The sequence below is a fragment of the Proteus sp. PR00224 genome (assembly GCF_016238105.1).
Lineage (GTDB): Bacteria > Pseudomonadota > Gammaproteobacteria > Enterobacterales > Enterobacteriaceae > Proteus.
The window spans coordinates 89,495-111,218 of the sequence record NZ_JAEHQU010000007.1; the positions used below are offsets into that span (position 1 = coordinate 89,495).

The 21,724-nt window shown below is 41.9% G+C and carries 17 protein-coding genes and 2 tRNA genes; 2 read left to right on the plus strand and 17 right to left on the minus strand.

Annotated features, from left to right (window positions below):
• Window positions 1–92: 92 nt before the first annotated feature.
• From JEP71_RS12880 to JEP71_RS12890, 3 genes are read right to left on the minus strand one after another with little or no spacing between them, the layout of a single operon-like run.
• The gene (locus JEP71_RS12880) at window positions 93–1,256 is read right to left on the minus strand and encodes an ABC transporter permease (protein ID WP_196533589.1); all 1,164 of its coding nucleotides are present in this window, start codon (window positions 1,254–1,256) and stop codon (window positions 93–95) included.
• Window positions 1,256–2,401 (minus strand): ABC transporter permease, encoded by a 1,146-nt coding sequence (locus JEP71_RS12885; RefSeq protein WP_198626351.1) that lies wholly within the window; start codon window positions 2,399–2,401, stop codon window positions 1,256–1,258. Before JEP71_RS12885 ends, JEP71_RS12880 begins: the two co-directional genes overlap by 1 nt.
• Window positions 2,402–2,410: 9 nt before the next feature.
• Entirely contained in the window at window positions 2,411–3,382 is a 972-nt protein-coding gene (locus JEP71_RS12890; protein WP_198620212.1) for an HlyD family secretion protein, read from the minus strand.
• Between the two features lie 234 nt (window positions 3,383–3,616).
• Here JEP71_RS12890 and JEP71_RS12895 point away from each other — a divergent pair, with 234 nt between their 5' ends.
• Window positions 3,617–5,320 (plus strand): sensor histidine kinase, encoded by a 1,704-nt coding sequence (locus JEP71_RS12895; protein ID WP_109372675.1) that lies wholly within the window; start codon window positions 3,617–3,619, stop codon window positions 5,318–5,320.
• Between the two features lie 2 nt (window positions 5,321–5,322).
• Complete coding sequence (btsR, locus tag JEP71_RS12900) at window positions 5,323–6,039, plus strand: two-component system response regulator BtsR (protein WP_109372676.1); 717 nt, start codon at window positions 5,323–5,325, stop codon at window positions 6,037–6,039.
• Window positions 6,040–6,235: 196 nt separating this feature from the next.
• Here the strand turns inward: btsR and JEP71_RS12905 are convergent, their stop codons facing one another.
• From JEP71_RS12905 to folP, 14 genes are all read right to left on the minus strand, one after another.
• Window positions 6,236–8,134, minus strand: coding sequence for a DEAD/DEAH family ATP-dependent RNA helicase (locus JEP71_RS12905; protein ID WP_160229903.1), 1,899 nt, complete (start codon window positions 8,132–8,134; stop codon window positions 6,236–6,238).
• A gap of 171 nt (window positions 8,135–8,305) precedes the next feature.
• On the minus strand, window positions 8,306–9,193 hold the full coding sequence (nlpI, locus tag JEP71_RS12910; RefSeq protein ID WP_098941350.1) for a lipoprotein NlpI: 888 nt from the start codon (window positions 9,191–9,193) through the stop codon (window positions 8,306–8,308).
• A 112-nt stretch (window positions 9,194–9,305) separates the two neighbouring features.
• Window positions 9,306–11,435 carry a polyribonucleotide nucleotidyltransferase gene (gene pnp, locus JEP71_RS12915; protein WP_109419174.1) on the minus strand — a complete coding sequence of 710 codons (2,130 nt, stop codon included), beginning with the start codon at window positions 11,433–11,435 and terminating at the stop codon, window positions 9,306–9,308.
• A 250-nt stretch (window positions 11,436–11,685) separates the two neighbouring features.
• Window positions 11,686–11,955, minus strand: coding sequence for a 30S ribosomal protein S15 (gene rpsO / locus JEP71_RS12920; RefSeq protein ID WP_023583571.1), 270 nt, complete (start codon window positions 11,953–11,955; stop codon window positions 11,686–11,688).
• Between the two features lie 123 nt (window positions 11,956–12,078).
• Window positions 12,079–13,032 carry a tRNA pseudouridine(55) synthase TruB gene (truB, locus tag JEP71_RS12925; RefSeq protein WP_198620213.1) on the minus strand — a complete coding sequence of 318 codons (954 nt, stop codon included), beginning with the start codon at window positions 13,030–13,032 and terminating at the stop codon, window positions 12,079–12,081.
• On the minus strand, window positions 13,032–13,433 hold the full coding sequence (gene rbfA / locus JEP71_RS12930; protein WP_006535687.1) for a 30S ribosome-binding factor RbfA: 402 nt from the start codon (window positions 13,431–13,433) through the stop codon (window positions 13,032–13,034). Before rbfA ends, truB begins: the two co-directional genes overlap by 1 nt.
• A gap of 302 nt (window positions 13,434–13,735) precedes the next feature.
• Complete coding sequence (gene infB / locus JEP71_RS12935) at window positions 13,736–16,492, minus strand: translation initiation factor IF-2 (RefSeq protein ID WP_196533553.1); 2,757 nt, start codon at window positions 16,490–16,492, stop codon at window positions 13,736–13,738.
• 22 nt (window positions 16,493–16,514) lie between these two features.
• A complete protein-coding gene (gene nusA / locus JEP71_RS12940) occupies window positions 16,515–18,023 on the minus strand; it encodes a transcription termination factor NusA (protein WP_006535691.1) in 1,509 nt (502 codons plus the stop codon).
• A 20-nt stretch (window positions 18,024–18,043) separates the two neighbouring features.
• A complete protein-coding gene (gene rimP, locus JEP71_RS12945; RefSeq protein WP_036914691.1) occupies window positions 18,044–18,496 on the minus strand; it encodes a ribosome maturation factor RimP in 453 nt (150 codons plus the stop codon).
• A gap of 202 nt (window positions 18,497–18,698) precedes the next feature.
• Window positions 18,699–18,775 (minus strand) — tRNA-Met (locus JEP71_RS12950).
• Window positions 18,776–18,835: 60 nt separating this feature from the next.
• Window positions 18,836–18,925: transfer RNA gene (locus JEP71_RS12955), tRNA-Leu, on the minus strand.
• Window positions 18,926–18,983: 58 nt separating this feature from the next.
• A complete protein-coding gene (secG, locus tag JEP71_RS12960; protein WP_036914692.1) occupies window positions 18,984–19,328 on the minus strand; it encodes a preprotein translocase subunit SecG in 345 nt (114 codons plus the stop codon).
• 165 nt (window positions 19,329–19,493) lie between these two features.
• Window positions 19,494–20,831, minus strand: a complete 1,338-nt coding sequence (gene glmM / locus JEP71_RS12965; protein WP_088493982.1) for a phosphoglucosamine mutase — start codon at window positions 20,829–20,831, stop codon at window positions 19,494–19,496.
• A complete protein-coding gene (gene folP / locus JEP71_RS12970; RefSeq protein WP_198620215.1) occupies window positions 20,828–21,670 on the minus strand; it encodes a dihydropteroate synthase in 843 nt (280 codons plus the stop codon). Before folP ends, glmM begins: the two co-directional genes overlap by 4 nt.
• Between the last annotated feature and the right edge of the window lie 54 nt (window positions 21,671–21,724).

A 21,724-nucleotide genomic window follows, 5' to 3' on the forward strand; every position in this document is an offset into this window, starting at 1 on the left:
AAATTATCAATGGATTGTTGCCACCACATAGTAAATATTATTAGTAAAGATAAGATCTACAATATTGATAAATAAAAGCCCTTAAGGGCTTTTTATTTTGACTCACCACGATGATGTAACCAATGCTTAAACTGATGCGTAATATGTCTTAACTCACCATTACGTAGCATACCCACCAGCACACCTAATACCGTATAAATCACGCCTAAAACGAGCATCATCACGATATCACCCAATATACTTTGGAATGACAGCCCCATTTGGTTAATTCCCGCCATGGCGTTTACAGCCCATGTAGAAGGTAATGCAGATGAAATGGCAAATACCCAATCTGGCATTGCTTGTAATGGCCAGATTGTGCCAGAAATATAGAACACTGGTGTTGTCACAAAGGCTAGTGTCAGATAAATCATCTCAACACTGCGTAAGCATTCTGTAATTAACTTACCTAACCCTAAGACCGCCAATAAGAATGGGAAAGTCAGCATCCAAATCTGGTAAAGCGGCGCTTCCTGGCGGTAACCCAATACCCACGGCCACAATGCAAAGAATACCGCAGATAAAAATAACCAAATCGGAATAAGTGCAGATAATGCCCCTAGATAAACCGCTAAAGGTGGCTTTCCTTTCGGGGTACTTCTCACCGCGATACTGACGCGGACACAAGCTATTAGAAGTGAGTGCTGTAATAGCATCACTAATAAGCCAGGAAAAATAATCGCAGCAAAACTTACCCCGGGGTTATACATCGCAATGGTTTCGCCTTGAATAGGCTTTAATAGGATTTTTGATTGTTCAACACTAAAGCCTGCATTTCTCAAAATACGTCCATTGTAAGCATCTAATAACTGCTGATAAGCCAACATCAACTCTTGTTGAATTTGCCCGCTAGCCAGACGGTTTGTCGCATCACCAAATACAGGCACAGTAACATCTTTACCATTGAGTAGTTTTTTCTCAAAATCGGTTGGAACAATAATAATGGCAAATAACTCTCGCATAATCATATCGTGGCGGGCTTCATCTAAATTATCGTAATTCTTGATGCTTAATTTTGGTGTGGAGTTTAATGCGCGGATCAGTGAATAACTTGCGGGACTGTGATCTTGATTGATAACAGCCACAGGAAGATCCCACAGTACAGGCTTGGCATAAACCAAACTCATAATGCACAGAGAAACAATAAGTAACATCCACATGGGTTTTTCTAACATACCCAATAGAACACGCTTGAAGGTTTGGAAATACATTTGCATCATGCAACACCTACCTGTAATTCCAATCGTTTAAAAATACGTTTACGAACTAAAAAGGCGATAGCAAAAGGATAAATCAGCAAAAGTGAACACACATATAAAATGCCTTGTAGTGATACTTCTCTTAAGAAGATATCAAACATCGCATTTAAGGCGTGCGTTAATGGTTCTAAGTTAGAGATGATCCTTGCAGGCAATATCATCGAAAGCTCGGGCACAGCCATGCCTGAAAATGCCAATGCGATACTCACCAACATACCTATCATACTGTATGCCGTTATCGCACTATTGGTAAACGCAAAGAGCAGCAACCCCACACTTTGAGCTGCAATAATATAGAAGAATCCCACTAACACCATGTATAGCGGATTACCGTTCACCTTTGCCCCTGAAAAATGCACTAATGCCGCGAGTTCGACAATTAATAAGGTTAAGAAAAACAGCGTATAAGGTGTAAGCTTCCCAATAAGCGCAAAAGTAAAAGGCTTAATATTCAGGAGCATATTTCCTCGTGACAAAGAATAAATAGTACAAGTCACGACGAACAGTTGGAGCATATGGATCGTAGCCGCAAATTGCTGGTAATAAATATAACTCCCGCTGGCATTAAACAAACTGTCATAAGAGAGCGTAACTTTTGCCAATGGTGGAACGGGCTTATTCATCTCTTGCGCTAAAACAGTGCGATATTGCGCATTAAGCTCTACAATGAGTCCGCTAAAGTCCTGAATCGCATAACTCCCCGCCGCATAATACAATCCGTTGTAATACATCCGTGTGGTAGGTTGCTTTCCTGCTAATACCTTACTTTCAAAGTGTCGAGGGATGGTCAGTATCGCGTAATCTTTTGCGCTACCTAATCGCTCCATTGCTGTGCGAGGATTACCATCTAGCGTATTTAATTGTGCATGAGAGCCTGCATTTAGGTCTCTAATCAGGGTCCTTGATAATGGACTATTGTCATTATTAATCACGGAAACAGGCAAGTTCAGCAATGTGCCTTCAGAAAAGTTAGCACTAATTAACGTAAACAACATCAATGGAAACAGCCAGCTTAGCCAGTGAAAAACGGGGCTACGAACTGCCATATGAGTTTCTCGTGAAAATGCGCTACTAAAGCCACGCCAAGCTGCCTTTACTCTCATTATTCGTCCTTATTTATCCCAGCGCCATAATGCGCTCATACCAGGACGTAGCCCTTCAATTGGCGTAACAGGATACAGTCGGATTTCAAATGTTTTTAAATCGAAATCACCTGTTGCTCTTGTTGCTCTTTTTGTTGCGTAGTCGCCCATTGGGGCGATATAGCGAATTTCAGCTTCTACTTCTTTATTGCCTAATGCGGGAACCGTGATAGTAATGCGATCACCTTTACGTATATCCGCTAAGATATCTTCGCGGAGGTTATAAACAAAATAAGCATCAGGAATTCGGATCAGTGTAGCAAGTGGGCTATTCGCGTTAAAAAGCTCACCAATTTCCGCAGGAATAGGACCAACTTCTCCATCCACTGGCGCTTTAACTTGTAGATCGTTTTGTTGGATCTTCAACTCAATAAGTTGTTGTTCTGCTTGTTGCACCGCCGCCGTATATTTGTGGCGTAATTCAATACGATCACCATTTTGGGCTTCATCAAGCTCAGCTTGCGCGGCTCTTACACGTTGTGAAGCAACATCACGGCTACGGCGTGCATTATCAAGTTCTGTCGCTGATACATAGCCTTTATTCGCCACAGCACTGATACGCTGATAATCTCTTGCTGAATTTGCAGCTTCCACTTTTGCTTGAGATAACACGGCTTCTAGGTTACGAATACTCTCTTCTCTTGTGCCATGTAATGACAAATCTAATTGAGCTTGTGCTTGTGCTTTAGCGGCTTCAAGTGCAGCAACTTGCGCATTGAGTTCGGGGCTTTCTAATGTGATCATCAATTGCCCCGCTTTTACATCATCACCTCGCTCTATATGACGCTCAATCACACGGCCTTTGGCTTTAGAGGCGACAATCACTTCCGGTGCATCCACTTCGCCTTGCAGTAATAAATATTGATTATGCGCGCGGAAAAGTATGGCTAATGCAATTAGTATTAGCATTAATAAAATAAGATAGATGGCTCTTTTTTTCATATAACGATTAGACCTTAATAGTGAAGTAGAACACTCACTGACGGAGTTATATTACACAATAACTCAGAATTTCTTTAAGAATTTTGTGCGCCAGATCACTGACGCAAAGGAATATTTTCTTTGAAAGTGCGATTAAGTTATTCTTATATCAAACTTTATCGCCTCATTAATAGCCCTGTTTTATCTGGTATTTTTATATTTATCAGATAAAGAAGAGAACGGTACTCGATACTTATGTACGAATTTGATCTTATTTTGCTGTTATTACAGCAAATGTGCGTTTATTTAATCATTGCTTGGTTTTTAAGCAAAACACCTTTATTTACGCCACTTCTACAGGTCACGATAAAGCTTCCGCATAAGTTGATGTGCTACGTCATTTTCTCTATTTTTTGTATTATGGGCACCTATTTTGGGCTACATATTAATGATTCTATTGCCAATACGCGTGCCATTGGTTCGGTATTAGGCGGATTACTAGGTGGCCCTTATGTCGGCTTCCTTGTCGGTTTTACGGGAGGCTTACACCGTTATTCTCTGGGCGGTATGACCGCATTTAGCTGTATGGTGTCTACTATTGTAGAGGGATTAATTGGCGGATTAGTTCACCGTTATTACGTCAAACGCGGGCAAATGCACCGCATATTTAATCCATGGACCGCAGCAGCTGTGACTTTCTTTGCCGAAATAATACAGATGAGCATTATCTTATTATTAGCTCGCCCATTTAATGAAGCGCTTGCCTTAGTGAAAGATATTGCTGCCCCAATGATTGTCGCAAATACCGTTGGTGCGGCGATGTTTATTCGAATATTACAAGATAGACGGGCAATATTTGAAAAATATACCAGTGCATTTTCAGCTCAAGCATTAAAAATTGCCGTTTGCACCGAAGGTATTTTGCGTAAAGGGTTTAATCAAGATAATAGCACTCGAGTGGCAAAAGTCATTTATCAAGAACTAAGAGTCAGTGCTGTTGCGATTACAGATAGAGAAAAACTCCTCGCCTTTATTGGTATTGGCGCTGATCATCATTTACCGGGTACACCTATTTCATCAGAACAATCCAAACAAGCCATCAATAATAATGAAGTTGTTTATGCAGATGGTAATGAAACACCTTACCGTTGTACGCTTTCACCCCATTGCAAACTTGGCTCAACCTTAGTTATTCCATTAAGAGGCGAAAATAACCAAGTCATTGGCACAATAAAACTTTATGAAGCTAAAAATCGCCTATTTAGTTCTATTAACCGAACCCTAGGTGAAGGGATTGCAAGTCTATTATCTGCACAAATTCTGGCTGGACAATATGAGCGAAATAAGCAATCTCTTTTAGAGTCAGAGATTAAACTTCTCCATGCGCAAGTGAATCCCCACTTTCTTTTTAACGCATTAAATACACTACAAGCAGTTATTCGACGAGATAGCGAACAAGCAAAGCAATTAGTGCAATTTCTCTCTGCTTTCTTTCGTAAAAATTTAAAAAGACCTGAAGCAGTTGTGACATTAAGTGATGAAATTGAACATGTGAATGCATATTTGCAAATCGAAAAAGCCCGTTTTCAGGAACGATTACAGATTGATATTCAAATTCCTGAAAGCCTAGCTAATGCCCGTTTGCCTGCTTTTTCGCTTCAACCAATGGTCGAAAATGCAATTAAACATGGAACATCACAGTTATTAGATACAGGAAAGATTACAATTAGAGCACACCAAGAGCACCATTTAATCATTATTGAAATCTGTGATAATGCGGGGCTTTATCAACCCCAATGCCCTTCTCATGAATTAGGGTTAGGAATGAGGCTGGTGGATAAGCGATTAAAATTACGCTATGGCGAACTTTATGGTGTTTTAGTGGAATGCCAAGCTGATGAATATACAAAGGTGAAAATTTGCTTACCCCTAGAAAAAAGCATGGATAACGTTGCATAACAATGAATATATTAATCGTTGACGATGAGCCGTTAGCTCGTGAAAATTTACGTTGTTTACTTGAAGTCGAAAAGGATATTCATATTGTTGGTGAATGCAGTAATGCAATTGAAGCCATAGGAGAGATACACCGTAAGAAACCCGATGTCGTCTTTCTTGATATTCAAATGCCACGCATTACAGGGCTTGAAATGGTCACAATGCTTGATCCTGAACATCGCCCGTATATCGTCTTTTTAACCGCATTTGAAGAGTATGCAATCCAAGCCTTTGAAGAGCACGCCTTTGATTATCTACTCAAACCTTTAGAGCAAGAACGCCTAACAAAAACATTAAACCGTTTACGCCAAGGTAATAAGCAGAATATTGATCTCTTAACGCCTCCTGAAGAACGTTTAAAGTGTATTCCTTGTACAGGTCATAGCCGTATTTGGTTAATGCCCATTGATGAAGCGGTATTTGCCACATCAAGGCTCAGTGGGGTTTATGTAACCAATAATCAAGGTCAAGAAGGCTTTACAGAATTAACATTACGCACGTTAGAAACACGGACACAGCTGGTCCGTTGCCATCGCCAATATTTAGTGAATATGGATTATGTTAATGAGATTGTTTTTGGCGATAATGGGCAAGCGGAGTTGATATTACACAATAACAGCCAAATTCCTGTCAGCCGTCGATATTTAAAGCCATTAAAAGAAGCGATTGGCTTAAGCTAATTTGTTATAAATTAAAATCTGCACGTAAATCTAACCGATTTACTTGAATAAGCTTTCCTATTGTTTATATTGACAGAAATGTGTCGTAATAAATTTTATATTACTAATCAAATGATAAAAAAACCAGTCAACTTTCATTGACTGGTTTTATTTTTTTGTCATCAACTCAATTAAAAATTAAGTTAATTACCAACTCTTATTGGTTATGAGAGCTGCTACGGCGGCGTGGTGTACCTTCGTTGTTACGACTGCGGAAGTTACCGCGCTCGCCACCACGATCGTTGCTACGCTCACCACCACGGTCGTTATTACCACGACGTTGTGGTTGATCACCATTGTTAAAACGACGACCACCTTGTGGCTGACCATCACGACGGCTGTTATTACGACGCTCACGGAAAGGCTGAGATTGAGCATCACCCACTAATTGCATATTCAGTGGTTTGTTCATAATACGCGTACGTGTGAAATGGCTTAATAAATCTGTTGGCATACCTTTTGGTAATTCGATGGTTGAGTGAGAACCATACAGTTTGATATTACCAATGTAACGGCTACTGATATCGCCTTCGTTAGCAATCGCACCAACGATATGACGCACTTCAACACCATCATCACGACCCACTTCGATACGGTATAAATCCATCTCGCCAGCATCACGACGTTCACGACGAGGAGAACGCTCGCGATCGTTATCACCGCGACGGCGATCATCACCACGACGATCGTCACGATCGTTAAATTCACGACGAGGACGACGAACTGGATCTGGTGGCAGAATAAGTGCACGCTCACCTTGAGCCATTTTCAGTAATACCGCAGCCAGTGTTTCCATATCCAGCGCTTCTTCACCTTGTGGAGCTAATTTAGGTAACAGAGCACGGTATTGGTCAAGGTTGCTAGTTTCTAATTGTTGTGCGATTTGCTGTGCAAATTTTTCCTGACGACGTTGGCTGATAAGCTCTGCATTTGGCAGTTCTACTTCAGGAATAGTCATCTTCATTGTACGTTCGATATTGCGCAGTAAACGACGCTCACGGTTATCAACGAATAAAATTGCACGGCCAGCACGACCCGCACGACCAGTACGACCAATACGGTGAACATAAGATTCTGAATCCATTGGGATATCATAGTTCACAACAAGGCTGATACGGTCAACGTCAAGACCACGAGCAGCAACGTCAGTTGCAATTAAAATATCTAAACGACCATTTTTCAGACGCTCTAATGTTTGCTCACGCAGTGATTGGTTCATATCACCATTTAACGCTGCGCTGTTATAGCCGTTACGCTCTAAAGCTTCAGCAACTTCTAATGTTGCGTTTTTAGTACGAACGAAAATAATTGCCGCATCAAAATCTTCAGCTTCTAAGAAACGAATTAACGCTTCATTTTTACGTGCGCCGAATGTCATCCAATAGCTTTGACTAATGTCTGGACGTGTCGTTACGCTACTTTGAATGCGCACTTCTTTAGGATCATTCATAAAGCGACGTGTAATACGACGAATTGCTTCTGGCATTGTTGCAGAGAACAGTGCAGTTTGGTGTTCTGCTGGGATCTTACTTAAAATGTTTTCAACATCTTCAATAAAGCCCATACGTAACATTTCATCAGCTTCATCTAATACTAAGCCCTTCAGTTTAGATAAATCTAATGTGCCACGGTTTAAATGGTCTAATAAACGACCTGGTGTACCCACAACAACTTGTGGACCTTGACGTAACGCGCGTAATTGCACGTCGTAACGCTGACCACCATACAGTGCAACAACATTTACTTTTGGTAAGTGTTTAGAAAAATCTTCAATTGCTTCAGCAACCTGAACCGCAAGTTCACGAGTAGGTGCTAAAACTAAAATTTGTGGTGCTTTTAATGATTCATCAAGATTGTGTAATAAAGGCAGGCTAAATGCGGCAGTTTTACCACTACCTGTCTGTGCCATACCTAAAACATCATTGCCGTTTAAAAGGAAAGGAATACATTGTTGCTGAATTGGAGAAGGCTTCTCGTAGCCTAAGTCATTCAGTGCAGTCAAAATAGGTGCTGATAAACCTAGATCAGCAAAAGTCATATCGGTTTCAGTAGTCATGTCACTGTGCCTCATTCATTATGGCAGCCAGTTGACATAACATACCGCATGGTTTGTCGGTCTTTATCATCTAAAATGTGAACTGGCTCAAATTATATTATTAAACGAACAAACAAGCCCTCATCCTATGTAGATGATGGCTTTCAAACTGATCAGAGAAATGTTCGTCAGCTATTGCTGGTCCGATTCCGCTAGGTCTTCTTGTTGGCCTAACAGTGCTAATTCCAACAATGCGTAGCGGTGCTCAACAAAGTTATGTGCGTTGTTGGCAACCGTCAGCTTGAATAACGCTTCTGCGCTATCCATGTCCCCCAGACTTAGGTAATACTTACCTAAATAGAAGTTAGTTTCACTAAGATGCTCAGCGAGCGAAGTGTTATCGGTTGAAGCCTCATTTAGTTTCAACATTAATGTTTTCTCATTAATATCGCCTAAATAAAACTCAACTATATTCCATCCCCATTGCCCCGTTTTATCCGCCTGCTGGTATCGCTGTTTTAGCTGTTGTTTAGCCAAATCAGTGTTTATCTCTTTTTCTACAAGATATAACCAAAGCGAACGAATGGGATCATTTGGATCGACCTGATAAAACGCCTGCAGATCATCCTGCGCCAATTTCAATCGGCCACCGTAGTACGAAGCGATACCACGATTAAAACGCGCATTATTGTAAGTTGGATCAAGCTCTAAAACAGAATCAAACGCTTCATAAGCAGCATCGTAATTCGCTGCCTGCGTAAAATAGATACCTAGAAAATTAAAAATTTCTAGCATATCTGGTCGTATTGATAGCGCCATTGAAAAATCATTGCGCGCTAAAGCTCGTAAACCGAGACTATCATACAGCACACCACGCTCATATAAAAGCTGTGCGTATTCATCTTCAGTTAATGAGCGGCTCGCTAAGATTTGTTCTATACGAGCCAATATCACTTCTTGTTGTAAAGAAGGCTGCAATGGTGTGGCAAAAATCGCATTCTGACGCCACTCTGGACTAGTGCTGCATCCGGAAATAAAGATGAAAACAGCAATAGAACAACTGCGCAGAAATGTTTTCATTTCTCACTCCCAAAGTCAGACCTTTCAACAAAAAGCGTTCTAGACGTCCTACTTGTCAATCATAATAAGTCTCTACCGATACCTATGTCTAGATATCGGTAGTAGAATATCATTAATTCGCAGAATCTTCAGAAGAAGTTTCTGTTGCTTCCTGCTGATTAGCTTGAGCTTCTTTCATGCTTAAGCGAATACGGCCTTGACGGTCAATTTCCAGTACTTTAACTGGAACTTCTTGACCCATTTCCAAGTAGTCACTCACTTTCTCAACGCGTTTGTCTGCGATTTGAGAAATATGAACCAGACCTTCTTTGCCGCCACCGATAGCAACGAATGCACCGAAATCTACAATACGAGTTACTTTACCGTTGTAGATACGACCCACTTCAACTTCAGCAGTAATTTCTTCGATACGAGCGATAGCTTGTTTTGCTTGATCGCCACTTGTTGCAGCAATCTTCACTGTACCATCATCTTCGATTTCGATAGTTGTGCCAGTTTCTTCCGTTAATGCACGGATAACAGAGCCGCCTTTACCGATAACGTCTTTGATCTTGTCTGGATTAATTTTGATAGTGTGAATGCGCGGTGCGAATTCAGAAATATCAGCACGAGGTTGGCTAATTGCATCTTCCATTACGCCTAAAATGTGTAGACGTGCGCTTTTCGCTTGGTTTAATGCAACTTGCATGATTTCACGAGTGATACCTTCGATTTTGATATCCATCTGTAATGCGCTGACACCGTTACGGCTACCCGCAACTTTAAAGTCCATATCGCCTAAATGGTCTTCATCACCCAGAATATCGGAAAGAACAACAAAGTTGTCGCCTTCTTTTACTAGACCCATTGCAATACCTGCAACAGATTCTTTAATTGGTACACCTGCATCCATCAGTGCTAAAGAAGCACCGCAAACAGATGCCATTGAAGATGAACCATTTGATTCAGTGATTTCAGAAACCACACGAACGGTATATGGGAATTCTTCAATTGTTGGCATTACTGCTAACACACCACGTTTTGCTAAACGGCCATGACCGATTTCGCGACGTTTTGGTGAACCCATCATGCCTGTTTCACCAACAGAGTATGGAGGGAAGTTATAGTGCAGCAAGAATGTATCAGTGTGCTCACCCATGATGTCATCAATAGTTTGAGCATCACGCGCAGTACCTAATGTTGCAGTTACCAGAGCCTGAGTTTCACCACGAGTAAACAGTGCTGAACCGTGAGTACGTGGTAATAAGCCAGTGCGAATGTCTAATGCACGTACCATGTCTTTTTCACGGCCATCAATACGTGGTTCGCCAGCTAATACGCGAGCACGAACGATGTTTTTCTCAAGACCTGAGAAGATTTCGCTGATTTCAGCTTCATCTAAAGTTTCATCTTCAGCTACTAACGTCGCAATAACTTCATCACGGATAGCTTCGATTTGTTCATAACGCTCTTGTTTCTCAGTGATACGGTAAGCATCACCAATGCGAGCTTGTGCTAATTGTGCAATACGGTCATGTAAAGTTTGGTTGATGGCTTCTGGCGCCCAATCCCATTTCTCTTTACCAACTTCTGCAACTAATGCATTGATGTTTTCGATCACGACTTGTTGTTGATCATGACCAAATACTACTGCACCTAACATTTCTTCTTCTGATAATAAATCAGCTTCTGATTCTACCATCAGTACCGCACCCGCAGTACCTGCAACCACTAAGTCTAATTTGCTAACTTTCAGCTCATCAACAGTTGGGTTTAGAACATATTGTCCATCGATAAAACCAACACGCGCACCACCGATAGGACCATTAAATGGAACACCTGACAGCGCTAATGCCGCAGAAGCACCAATCATTGCAACGATATCTGGGTTAACTTGTGGGTTAACTGAAACAACGGTAGCAACGATTTGAATTTCGTTTAAGAAACCTTCTGGGAATAATGGGCGTAAAGGGCGGTCAATTAAACGTGCAATCAACGTTTCGCCTTCACCAGGACGACCTTCACGACGGAAGAAGCTACCTGGGATACGGCCAGCAGCGTATGAACGCTCTTGGTAGTTAACAGTTAATGGGAAGAAATCTTGTCCAGCTTTAACTTTTTTCTTTGCAACAACGGTAACAAAAACAGCAGTGCCGTCCATGTCAACCATAACAGCGGCTGTTGCTTGACGAGCCATCATGCCTGTTTCTAACGAAACAGTATGTTGACCGTATTGAAATTTACGAACTGTAGGATTCAGCAAAATAATATCCTTTATCTTATTGTCGCCAGATGTTTAGCGACGATGAATGATCTTTTCTCCGCTACGTCCCCTCGCGACTAATGAAAATATTAACCATTTAATGATAAATACTTTCATTAGCCGCGCGAATTGTCGTAACTAGAGAGATTAAATAACAATCACCACATTAAAACATAACGACTAATATTAAAAATAGCACTTTTTAGTAGAAAAGGGGCCAACAGGCCCCTTTCCACTGAAACTCGCTTGATTAGCGACGCAGACCTAAACGTTCAATCAGTGCAGAGTAACGAGCAACATCTTTACGTTTCAGGTAGTCCAGCAGATTACGACGGCTGGAAACTTTACGCAGCAGACCACGACGGCTGTGGTGATCTTTTTTGTGCTCTGAAAAGTGACCTTGCAGGTGGTTGATTTCTGCAGTCAGCAGTGCAATCTGAACTTCGCTTGAGCCAGTATCGTTAGCATCACGACCAAATTCAGCAACGATTTGTGCTTTCGCTTCAGTACTTAGAGACATAATAAACTCCAAATTAAGTAAAATTTTCAGATAGCCAATCTCTAATTCAGCTATCCAACTCAGCCACCTAAACAGATAGCCGCATTATTCTACGCTTCAAACACTTTTAGCGCAAGATTGCTATTAAGTGTTATCTTGTGCGCTATAGTCTACAACCACTCTTTTCGGAGCAACTAGGCCATCTTTAATGATAGCAAGACCAATGAATTTTTTTTCATCGCCTTCAGTTACTCTTACCCATTCGCCTTCATTGATGTCATGATTAACACGAACAGGTTGCCCCAGCTTGAGATAACCCGCAATAATCGTGGTCAAATTCACAACAGGAAAATGTGCAACAGCGGTATCCATAGGTAATAACAGTGCATCAAGTGCTAAGAAAGGATCTTCTTGAGCAGCTTGTGCATTCTCTATCATCGCTCTTAATTGCTCTAATGTGACCATTCGCTCTTTAGGATAATCTGCGACTTCTAATCGACGTAAGAAAATAACGTGAGCACCACATTGTAATTTCTCACCAAGATCATCAATAATTGTTCGAATGTAAGTACCTTTAGAACAATGAATTTCTAGCTCTAGCTCATCACCTTCCCAGCGAATAAACTGAAGTTCATAAACCGTGATGGGTCTTGCTTCACGCTCAACCTCAATACCTTGTCGAGCGTATTCGTAAAGCGGTTTACCTTGATGTTTTAAAGCGGAGTACATTGAAGGGATTTGCAATGTTTCACCGCGAAAACTCTCTAAGGCGTCATCTAAAGCCTGCTGTGTAAATTGTACTGGGCGTTCTTGAATAACCTCACCATGTGCATCGGAGGTATCTGTTCGTTGCCCTAAACGTGCAATAACACGATAACGCTTATCAGAATCCAATAGAAACTGTGAAAATTTTGTTGCTTCACCTAAACAAATAGGGAGCATACCTGTTGCTAAAGGATCCAATGCCCCTGTATGCCCAGCCTTACTGGCATTAAACATACGGCGGACTTTTTGGAGTGCATCGTTAGAGGAAATATCTTGGGGTTTATCGAGTAGCAATACGCCGTTAATCTCACGCCCCTTACGACGACGCCCCATTATTTATCCTCTTTATGACGACGCTCTTCATCGCTTTTAACGACGTTAGAAACTAAGTTAGACATACGCATACCTTCAACTAATGAGTTGTCATAAGCAAATGTCAGTTCAGGCACAATACGTAAACGCATCGCTTTACCTAATAAAGAACGAATAAAACCAGCGGCTTCATTAAGTGCAGTTAAACCCTCTGCAACCATCTCTTCTTCGCTTTTTTCACCACCTGATAAGTTTAAAAAGGTGACAAATACTTTGGCATAAGCCAAATCACGAGAAATTTCAACGCCAGAAACCGTTGCCATTCCAATACGTGGATCTTTGACTTCACGTTGTAAAATGATGGCGATTTCTTTTTGCATTTCCTGAGAAACACGCTGACTACGGCTAAAATCTCTTGCCATTTTATCTCTCCCTGACAATAGGGTATCGCCCTGATTGTCATTGTTAATTCAAATCTAAAATCAATGATATCTAAAGAGTATACATGAAGTGATATTTAACAACCGCTTTCTCTGATTTCTTTCTTTAGAAATAAAATGTTTCTTTGGTGCTATTTTACCCTGTTATTTCACTTTCATAAATTACTGAAAGGCAATCTATTTCGGTTATGTTGAAAAATGGAGAGGAAATAAAAGGAGAATACAGCAAAGAAAGGAATAAGAAGGGAGCCCTTGAGCTCCCTTTTAAAACAAAACGGACTAAATTAATCAATAGAACGTTTGATTTCGATAACTTGGAAGACTTCAATCATGTCGCCAACACGAACATCGTTGTAGTTTTTCACACCGATACCACATTCCATGCCGTTACGTACTTCGTTGACATCATCTTTAAAGCGACGCAGTGACTCAAGTTCGCCTTCATAGATAACCACGTTATCACGTAGAACACGAATTGGGTTATTACGTTTGATGTTACCTTCAACCACCATACAGCCCGCAATCGCGCCGAATTTAGGTGATTTAAACACATCACGGACTTCTGCAAGACCCATGATTTCTTGTTTATATTCAGGTGCCAACATACCGCTCATTGCCAGTTTGATTTCGTCAATCAGGCTATAGATAACAGAGTAGTAACGTAAATCAACGCTTTCTTGTTCAATGATACGGCGAGCAGATGCATCAGCACGAACGTTAAAGCCAAGAATGATTGCGTTAGAAGCCGCTGCTAATGTTGCGTCAGTTTCGGTGATACCACCTACGCCTGAACCGATGATTTTCAGTTTAACTTCATTAGTAGACAGTTTAACTAAGGCATCAGTAATCGCTTCACAAGTACCTTGAACGTCTGTTTTCAGAACGATGTTCAGTTCAGAAGTTTTACCTTCTTCCATGTTAGCGAACATGTTTTCCAGTTTAGATTTCTGCTGACGAGCCAGTTTAACATCGCGGAATTTACCTTGACGGTATAATGCAACTTCACGCGCTTTCTTCTCGTCACGAACAACCGTTGCTTCATCACCCGCAGAAGGAACGTTAGACAGACCTAAGATCTCAACTGGCATTGATGGACCAGCAGATTGAACGTCTTGACCTAATTCGTTACGCATCGCACGAATACGACCGTATTCGAAACCACACAGAACGATGTCACCTTTATTCAGTGTACCTTCACGAACAAGAATAGTAGCAACTGGGCCACGGCCTTTATCAAGGTAAGATTCGATAACAACACCGCTTGCCATACCTTCTTTAACTGCTTTCAGTTCAAGAACTTCAGCTTGTAAAAGAATAGCATCCAGCAGTTCGTCAATACCTAAACCTTGTTTTGCAGATACGTGCATAAACTGAGTTTCGCCGCCCCACTCTTCTGGCAAGATGCCATATTGAGACAATTCAGTTTTAACGCGATCTGGATCAGCTTCGTGTTTATCAATTTTGTTCACTGCAACAACAACGGGTACGTTTGCCGCTTTTGCGTGTTGGATTGCTTCGATAGTTTGTGGCATTACACCATCATCTGCCGCAACAACCAGAACAACGATATCCGTTACCTGAGCACCACGAGCACGCATTGAAGTAAACGCGGCGTGACCTGGAGTATCTAGGAAGGTGATTTCACCTTTGTCAGTCTTAACGTGGTAAGCACCGATATGCTGGGTGATACCACCCGCTTCGCCTGATGCTACTTTCGTTGAACGAATGTAGTCCAGTAATGATGTTTTACCGTGGTCAACGTGACCCATGATAGTTACAACTGGTGCACGAGATACTGCGCTTTCTTCGCCAGTATCACGATCGCTCATGACTTGTTCTTCTAACTCGTTTTCACGACGTAAGATAACTTTATGGCCCATTTCTTCAGCAACAAGCTGTGCAGTTTCTTGGTCTAAAACCTGATTAATGGTCGCCATAGCACCCATTTTCATCATAGTTTTGATAACTTCAGACCCTTTTACTGCCATTTTGTTAGCAAGTTCGGCAACAGAAATAGTCTCACCGATGATAACATCACGGTTTACAACAGCAGCTGGCTTATTGAAGCCTTGCTGTAATGAGCTACCTTTACGTTTACCTTTCTTGTTAGTACGGCCAGCAGCACGTGCTTCTTCACGATCTGCTTTTTCAGAATGGCGGTTGTTTTTCTTAGGACGAGGAGCCTTAGCGTTGCGACCACGACCGCGACCACCTTCAACCTCAGCATCACTTTCATCTTCTGCATCACGAGCATAACGTGATGTTGTTACATGATAGTCTGAGCCTTCAGTTTCTGGCGCTTTAGGTTCAGCAGTCCATTTTTCAGCATTTTCTTCAGCTAAACGACGTGCTTTTTCTGCTGCAACTCGTGCTTCTTCTTCCGCTTTACGGCGCTGTGTTTCTTCCGTTTTACGCTTCAGTTCAGCCTGTTCAGCATTGCGACGTGCTTTTTCCTGATCTGCTGCTTTATCAGCTTTTGGTTTATCGTTTTGTTTCACTTTATCTTTTTCCGCTGCTTCGCGCTTAGCTAATTCCGCTGCTTCACGTTTTGCTTCTTCAGCTTCACGTTTCGCTTTTTCTTCGGCGTCTTTCTTCGCCTTTTCAGCTTCACGTTTTGCTTTTTCTTCAGCTTCGCGCTGTGCTTTCTCTTGTGCTTCGCGCTGGGCTTTTTCTTCGGCTTCGCGATGCGCCTTTTCTTCCGCTTCACGCTGAGCTTGCTCATCCGCTTGCGCTTTTTCAACGGCGTCACGGTTCACATAAGTGCGTTTTTTGCGGACTTCGATGGCTACTGATTTACTTTTGCCACCTGTACCAGGAACACTTAACGTACTACGCACTTTGCGTTGTAACGTTAATTTTTCTGGTTGGTTGGTTGATACGTCTTTATCACGATTCAACCAAGCCAGTAAGGTTTCTTTCTCTTTTTGGGAGACAGAATCAGAGACGGTCTTCTTAATACCGGCATCAGCAAACTGCTGTACCAAACGTTCAACCGGTGTCTGAATCTCTTCTGCCAGTGATTTTACTGTTTCATCTGTCATTCTGTTCCTTCCTGCTCAGTTGTTACGCATCATTCCCAAACCAGCAGATATTACGTGCGGCCATAATGAGTTCGCCTGCGCGCTCACTATTTAAACCTTCAATATCAGTTAGGTCGTCGATACCCTGTTCGGCAAGATCTTCCAGTGTGCAGATACCACGGGCAGCTAGATCAAATGCTAAAGAGCGCTCCAATCCTTCGAGAGCTAATAAGTCCTCGGCTGGCTGGTTATCGCCTAGGCTTTCTTTTTGAGCCAACTCAATCGTTGTTAGTGCAGCTTTTGCTCTTTCACGTAGAGCTTCAACGGTATCTTCATCTAATCCGTCAATAGCCAGCAGTTCACTGATTGGCACATAAACTAACTCTTCAAGGGTAGAGAAACCTTCTTCAACTAAAACAGTTGCGAAGTCTTCATCAATGTCGAGATGCTTAGTAAATATTTCAATGGCTGCGTTTGCTTCTGCCTGATGTTTTGCATTCAGTTCATCAGCAGTCATGACGTTTAATTCCCACTTGTCATCACCACGATGTTTTTTCAGTAACTGTGCTGCCAGACGAACGTTTTGACCATTACGGCCGATTGCCTGTGCAAGGTTACTGCTTTCAACTGCAACATCCATTGTACATTTGTCTTCATCGACAACAATAGAAGCAACATCTGCCGGAGCCATTGCATTAATGACGAATTGTGCAGGATTATCATCCCACAGAACAATATCAATTCGCTCGCCGCCCAATTCACTGGAAACGGCTTGTACACGCGCACCACGCATACCAACACAAGCACCCACAGGGTCAATACGCTTGTCGTTAGTTTTTACTGCGATTTTGGCACGAGAACCTGGATCACGCGCTGCAGCTTTAATTTCAATAATTTCTTCGCCAATTTCTGGTACTTCAATACGGAAAAGTTCAACCAGCATTTCAGGGCGAGAGCGTGTCACGAAAAGTTGTGCACCACGGGTTTCTGTACGTACGTCGTATAAAACACCACGTAAACGGTCACCTGGACGGAAGTTTTCACGCGGTAACATATCTTCACGTAAAATAACCGCTTCAGCGTTGTTGCCTAAGTCTAAAGTGATATTTTCACGGTTCACTTTCTTCACAACACCCGTGATAATTTCGCCGAGTTGTTCGCGGAATTGATCAACAACCATTGCTCTTTCAGCTTCACGTACTTTTTGTACGATAACTTGTTTAGCGGTTTGTGTTGTAATACGGTCGAAAGTGACAGATTCAATCTGATCTTCAATATAACCACCTAGTTCAATACTAGGATCTTCATATTGAGCAGCTTCAAGTGTGATTTCACGAGTAGGTTGAGTGACTTCATCAACGGCAACCCAACGACGGAATGTATCAAAGTCACCCGTTTTACGGTCGATACATACACGAACGTCAATTTCTTGCTCGTACTTTTTCTTAGTTGCTGTCGCTAGTGCGGTTTCCAGTGCTTCAAAAATCTTTTCACGAGGAAGAGATTTTTCGTTAGAGACCGCTTCCACAACAGCCAGAATCTCTTTGTTCATCCTAGTTGCCTCTTCAAAACTTAAAAGTGGGGTACCAGGTTAGCTTTCTGGATGTTGCTCAGTGCGAACACTTCGTCTTTACCATCCACAGTAACCGTGATCATTTCGCCAGCGACAGACTTAATAATGCCCTGCCATTTACGGCGGTTTTGCATTGCAATTCGTAATACGATAGCGGCTTCTTCGCCGATAAATTGCTCATAATGCGTTGCAGTGAATAAAGGTCGTTCTAAACCAGGAGAAGAAATCTCAAGGTTATAAACTGTTTGAATTGGATCTTCAACATCCAGCACAGCACTGACCTGGTGGCTAACATCAGCACAATCATCAACAGTGATACCGTCTTCACTATCAATATAGATGCGCAATGTTGATTCTCGGCCACGAATAAACTCAAGACCGACAAATTCAAAGCCTAATGCTTCTACTGGTGCTGAAACCATCGCTGTTAATTTTTGCTCTAATGTGGACAAACCCACCCCCAAGGCATAAAAAAAGGGCCTATAGCCCAGTATTCTATTCTCTGATAACAAAAAACCCCGAAATTCGGGGCTTTATGCAACTGGACCCTGTAACTTGCCATTCGAGAATAACCTCTTCTTACGGCACATTCCACTCAGGATCATAATCGGTTCAACAAGATGATTAATGAGAAAAGTGCTGTATTGTTAGAAGTGGTTGCGGGGGCCGGATTTGAACCGACGACCTTCGGGTTATGAGCCCGACGAGCTACCAAGCTGCTCCACCCCGCGTTCGAAAAACGTGGCAAATTTTACGCTGATAACAAGCAAAACGCAAGCTATCTGGAATAATGGTGCCGAGAACGGGACTTGAACCCGTACGCCCGTTTTATAGGCACTACCACCTCAAGGTAGCGTGTATACCAATTTCACCACCTCGGCACTTAATGAGACTGTTACTGCGTAAAAATTAACAATCTCATTTAAATCTTTACTTAGTTTACTGCGGAATATCTGTATTTGCTGGCGCTACAGGCGCTGCTAATTGCTCAGCTTTTTTAGCTTCTTCTGTAGTCTGCTCGATAGACATCCATTTGCTGTCTTCACGCACAGTTTTATTGGCACTTAGATTACCTAAAATAAGGGCAAGTACAATAAAAGCTGTCGCTAAAACAGCGGTCATACGGGTCATAAAGTTAGCTGAACCGCTTGAACCAAATACTGTACCAGAAGCACCTGCACCAAAAGAAGCGCCCATATCAGCACCTTTACCCTGCTGTAACAGGATCAGACCAACTAGCCCTGTTGCTACAATGATAAGAATAACAATGAGTGCCGTATACATTTGCGTTACCTTTTCTATGGAACTTATCGTCTTAACGATAACCTTCGATTGCTTCACCCGCTTTAGTTCAAGACCTTACTAAGCGGGTGTGAATACTAACCAAAGCTGAACTGACAAGCAAGGTTATTTTTCTACAAAGTGATTGATTGAAGAAAAAAGCATCAATTAACCAACGTGCTTCACAGCGTCAGCAATACGATTTGCCATCGCAGTGACTTGCTCTTCATTTTCACCTTCAACCATGACACGAATTAAAGGTTCTGTTCCTGATTTACGCAGTAATACACGACCTTTACCAGCCAGTTCTTCTTCAACCGCTTTAGCGACTTTCTGAACTTCAGGTGTTTGTAGCGGATCGTGGCTACCGGTAAAGCGAACATTCACTAAAATTTGTGGTAATAGTTTCATACCACTACATAGATCATGCAGACTCATATGGTTACGCACCATTGCACTTAAAACTTGTAAACCTGCAACAATACCATCACCTGTAGTCGTTTTATCTAATAAAATAATGTGGCCTGAGTTTTCAGCACCTAAACGCCAGCCTTTCTCTTGTAATTTTTCAAGCACATAGCGGTCGCCCACTTTTGCTCTTACAAAAGGAATACCCAGTTGTTTAAGTGCAATCTCTAATCCCATATTGCTCATTAGAGTACCAACTGCACCACCGCGTAATTGACCTTGGCGTAACGCTTCTCTCGCAATAATGTAGAGAATTTGGTCACCATCAACTTTTAGGCCTTGATGGTCAACCATGATGATACGGTCGCCGTCACCATCAAAAGCTAAACCAACATCAGCGCCTTCTTCTAAGACGCGTTTTTGCAACATACGAACATCTGTTGCGCCACACTCTTCGTTGATATTGATACCCGTTGGATCACAGCCAATAGTGATCACTTCAGCACCTAATTCACGAAATACGTTTGGTGCAATATGGTATGTTGCACCATGAGCACAATCGACAACCACTTTTAGACCATTAAGATTGTTTTCATTTGGGAAAGTCCCTTTACAGAATTCAATATAACGACCTGCCGCATCCACGATACGATTTGCACGACCAAGCTCTGCTGATTCAACACAGGTAATTGGCTTTTCCATTTCAGCTTCAATGGCTTCTTCTACTTCATCTGGTAATTTTGTACCATCAATAGAGAAGAATTTGATCCCGTTATCGTAATAAGGGTTATGAGAAGCTGAAATAACAATCCCTGCTTCAGCACGGAATGTACGCGTTAAATAAGCAACAGCAGGTGTTGGCATTGGCCCTGTAAATGAGGCGGATAAACCTGCCGCTGCTAAACCCGCTTCTAATGCAGATTCCAGCATATAGCCTGAGATACGTGTATCTTTACCAATAATGATTTTACGAGAGCCATGACGTGCTAATACTTTGCCCGCAGCCCAACCCAGTTTTAATACAAAATCAGGTGTAATTGGACTATCACCTACTTTTCCACGGATACCATCTGTTCCAAAGTATTTACGTTCGCTCATTCATTATTTTCCTTTGCAGAAAGAGTCGCTTGTACGATTTTCATCGCATCAACCGTCTCTTTAACATCGTGTACACGAATAATTTGTGCGCCTTGCATCGCTGCAATGACTGCGCATGCCACGCTACCAGCAACACGCTCTTGTGGTGGTACATTCAATAGTTGTCCAACCATTGATTTGCGTGACATTCCGGCAAGTATGGGTAAACCAAAGTGATGAAATTCACTTAGGTGTGCTAATAGTTGGTAATTATGCGCTAAATTTTTACCAAAGCCGAATCCTGGATCAAGAATAATTTGATTTTTTTCGATACCTGCATCAACACAACGTTGAATATTTTCTTGTAAAAAACGATCAACATCCATCATCACATTCTCATAATGTGGTGACTGTTGCATGGTTTTAGGGTCACCCTGCATATGCATAATACACACTGGCAAACCTGTTTTAGCGGCTGCTTCAAGTGCGCCAGGTTCTTGTAATGAGCGAATATCATTGATAATTGAAGCACCTACATTTGCGGATTCAGTAATGACTTGAGCTTTAGATGTATCAACAGAGATCCAAACATCAAAACGCTGACGAATAGCCTCAACAACAGGAACAACACGCTGTAACTCTTCATCAATAGAGACGTCACTTGCACCAGGTCTGGTAGACTCACCACCAATATCGATGATAGAAGCCCCTTCAGCGATCAATTTTGCTGCATGATCAACTGCATCATTAAGTGAATTATGAGTGCCACCATCAGAGAAAGAGTCTGGAGTGACATTCAAAATCCCCATAACTTGAGGTGTTGATAAGTTAAGTTCGGTTCCTCTAGCCATTAATTTCATTTCATTGATACCTTCATAAAAAAACCCCAGAAGCCTGGGGTTTGTATTTATAGC

Coding starts and splice junctions, on each gene's coding strand:
- secG (WP_036914692.1), bottom strand. CDS start 19,328: ATGTATACGGCACTCATTGTTATTCTTATCATTGTAGCAACAGGGCTA.
- folP (WP_198620215.1), bottom strand. CDS start 21,670: ATGAAATTAATGGCTAGAGGAACCGAACTTAACTTATCAACACCTCAA.
- truB (WP_198620213.1), bottom strand. CDS start 13,032: ATGGGGCGTCGTCGTAAGGGGCGTGAGATTAACGGCGTATTGCTACTC.
- JEP71_RS12885 (WP_198626351.1), bottom strand. CDS start 2,401: ATGAGAGTAAAGGCAGCTTGGCGTGGCTTTAGTAGCGCATTTTCACGA.
- nlpI (WP_098941350.1), bottom strand. CDS start 9,193: ATGAAAACATTTCTGCGCAGTTGTTCTATTGCTGTTTTCATCTTTATT.
- btsR (WP_109372676.1), top strand. CDS start 5,323: ATGAATATATTAATCGTTGACGATGAGCCGTTAGCTCGTGAAAATTTA.
- infB (WP_196533553.1), bottom strand. CDS start 16,492: ATGACAGATGAAACAGTAAAATCACTGGCAGAAGAGATTCAGACACCG.
- JEP71_RS12890 (WP_198620212.1), bottom strand. CDS start 3,382: ATGAAAAAAAGAGCCATCTATCTTATTTTATTAATGCTAATACTAATT.
- glmM (WP_088493982.1), bottom strand. CDS start 20,831: ATGAGCGAACGTAAATACTTTGGAACAGATGGTATCCGTGGAAAAGTA.
- JEP71_RS12905 (WP_160229903.1), bottom strand. CDS start 8,134: ATGACTACTGAAACCGATATGACTTTTGCTGATCTAGGTTTATCAGCA.
- JEP71_RS12880 (WP_196533589.1), bottom strand. CDS start 1,256: ATGCAAATGTATTTCCAAACCTTCAAGCGTGTTCTATTGGGTATGTTA.
- rpsO (WP_023583571.1), bottom strand. CDS start 11,955: ATGTCTCTAAGTACTGAAGCGAAAGCACAAATCGTTGCTGAATTTGGT.
- rbfA (WP_006535687.1), bottom strand. CDS start 13,433: ATGGCAAGAGATTTTAGCCGTAGTCAGCGTGTTTCTCAGGAAATGCAA.
- JEP71_RS12895 (WP_109372675.1), top strand. CDS start 3,617: ATGTACGAATTTGATCTTATTTTGCTGTTATTACAGCAAATGTGCGTT.
- nusA (WP_006535691.1), bottom strand. CDS start 18,023: ATGAACAAAGAGATTCTGGCTGTTGTGGAAGCGGTCTCTAACGAAAAA.